The sequence below is a fragment of the Streptomyces sp. NTH33 genome (assembly GCF_003236365.1).
GTDB lineage: Bacteria > Actinomycetota > Actinomycetes > Streptomycetales > Streptomycetaceae > Streptomyces.
On the sequence record NZ_POTZ01000733.1, the window covers coordinates 1 to 2267 of the forward strand.

General features: G+C 73.4%; 3 protein-coding genes. All 3 read left to right on the top strand.

Annotated elements, in window-relative coordinates; genetic code table 11:
• The coding region (locus tag C1I97_RS35610; protein WP_258382902.1) for a PfkB family carbohydrate kinase at nucleotides 1–420 on the top strand (420 nt) is incomplete at its 5' end.
• A gap of 13 nt (nucleotides 421–433) precedes the next feature.
• Entirely contained in the window at nucleotides 434–1312 is an 879-nt protein-coding gene (locus C1I97_RS35615; RefSeq protein ID WP_111007075.1) for a Cgl0159 family (beta/alpha)8-fold protein, read from the top strand.
• Nucleotides 1313–1380: 68 nt separating this feature from the next.
• Nucleotides 1381–2267 (top strand): 5-deoxy-glucuronate isomerase (gene iolB / locus C1I97_RS35620; RefSeq protein ID WP_111007076.1); only part of this gene is annotated, 887 nt, incomplete at its 3' end.

A 2267-nucleotide genomic window follows, 5' to 3' on the forward strand; every position in this document is an offset into this window, starting at 1 on the left:
GCCCAGGCCCGCCCGTACTACGCCGAGGCGCTGCGGCACGCCACCGTGGCCGTCGGCAACGTCGACGAGTGCGAGATCGCCACCGGCGTGCGTGAACCCGAGGCCTGCGCCGAGGCGCTGCTGGCGGCCGGTGTGGAGCTGGCCGTCGTCAAGCAGGGCCCCAAGGGCGTCCTCGCGGTGCACCGGGACGGCACCCGCGCCGAGGTCCCGCCGGTGCCCGTCGAGGTCGTCAACGGCCTCGGCGCGGGCGACGCCTTCGGCGGCTCGCTCTGCCACGGCCTGCTGTCCGGCTGGGACCTGACGAGGACCATGCGGTACGCCAACGCCGCCGGCGCCCTCGTCGCCTCCCGTCTCGCCTGCTCCTCCGCGATGCCCACCGAGGCGGAGGTCGACGACCTCCTCGCGCGAGCAACTCCCTGAACGGAGCTTCGTCTTGACTCTCAGCATCCCCGACCTGACCGCGGTACGGGCCCGGCGTCCCGAAGCCGTCGCCGAGGCGGCCGCGCGCCGGGTGCGCCGCCCGCTGATCGGCGACAGCGGCCGGCTGATGATCGTGGCCGCCGACCACCCCGCGCGCGGAGCGCTCGGCGTCGGTGACCGCAGACTCGCCATGGCCAACCGTGCCGACCTGCTCGAGCGGCTGTGCGTCGCGCTGTCGCGGCCCGGCGTCGACGGGGTGCTCGCCACCGCCGACATCCTGGAGGACCTGCTGCTCCTCGGGGTGCTCGACGGCAAGGTCGTGATGGGCTCGATGAACCGCGGCGGCCTCGCGGGCGCGTCCTTCGAGATGGACGACCGCTTCACCGGCCACCGGGCCCGCGACATCGCCCGGCTCCGCTTCGACGCGGGCAAGCTGCTGCTGCGCATCGACTACGACGACCCGGGGTCGCTGGCCACCATGGAGTCCACCGCGCGGGCCGTCGACGAGATGGCGGAGCTGCGGCTGCCGGTGTTCGTCGAGCCGTTCCTCTCCCGCCGCGTCGACGGCAGGGTCTCCAACGACCTGTCCGCCGAGGCGGTCACCCGCTCCATCGCCATCGCCTCGGGACTGGGCGGCACCTCCGCCTACACCTGGCTGAAACTGCCCGTCACGAAGGACCCGGACGACATGGCCGAGGTGCTGCAGACCTCCACGCTGCCGGTCGTGCTGCTCGGCGGCGAGGTCGGCCGCGACCAGGAGGGCGCCTACGAGCGCTGGCGCAAGGCCCTCAGGCTCCCCACCGTCCAGGGCATGGTCGTCGGCCGGTCGCTGCTGTACCCGGCCGAGGGCAGTGTGGAGACCGCGGTCGACACCGCCGTGGGCATGCTGTGACCGAGCCCGCCGTACCCGAACTCGCCGTGCCAGAACGCCCCGTGCCCGCCGTGACAAGGAGGCATCCCGTGACCAGCCCCTACCACCTCCCCGCCGGCAAGGCCCTCGGCGGCCCCTACGTCGTGGACGTCGACCCCGAGTCCGCCAGCTGGGGCTACTCCAGCCTGCGCGTGCTGGAGCTGCCGCCGGGCGGGTCGCACACCTTCGACACCGGCGACAGCGAGTGGATCGTGCTGCCGCTCAGCGGCGGCTGCACGGTCGAGGCCACCGACGACTTCGGCACGGACACCTTCCGACTGACCGGCCGCGACAGCGTGTTCAGCGGCGTGAGCGACTTCGCGTACGTGCCGCGCGACGCCCGTACGACCGTCTCCTCCACCGGCGGCGGACGCTTCGCGCTCACCGGCGCCCGCTGCACCCGGCGCCTGCCCGCCCGCTACGGCCCGGCCTCCGGCGTACCGGTGGAGCTGCGCGGCACCGGGAACTGCTCCCGCCAGGTCAACAACTTCGGCGCGGCAGGCGTCTTCGAGTGCGACAAGCTCATCGCCGTGGAGGTGCTCACCCCGGGCGGCAACTGGTCCTCCTTCCCGCCGCACAAGCACGACGAGCACCGGCCGGGCGAGGAGTCGGTCCTGGAGGAGATCTACTACTTCGAGTTCGCCCCCCACGGCGGCACCCCCGGCCTCGGCTACCAGCGGGTCTCCCCGTCCGGACCGGGCCGGGAGACGGACGTGCTGGCCGAGGTGCGCGACGGCGACGTGGTCCTGATCCCGGACGGCTGGCACGGGCCGTCGATGGCCGTGCCCGGCCACCACATGTACTACCTCAACGTCATGGCAGGCCCCGAGGCCGAGCGCGCCTGGCTGATCTGCGACCACCCCGACCACGCCTGGATCCGCGACACCTGGCCCGAGCAGCCCGTCGACCCCCGTCTGCCCCTGTACACCTGTCTCTT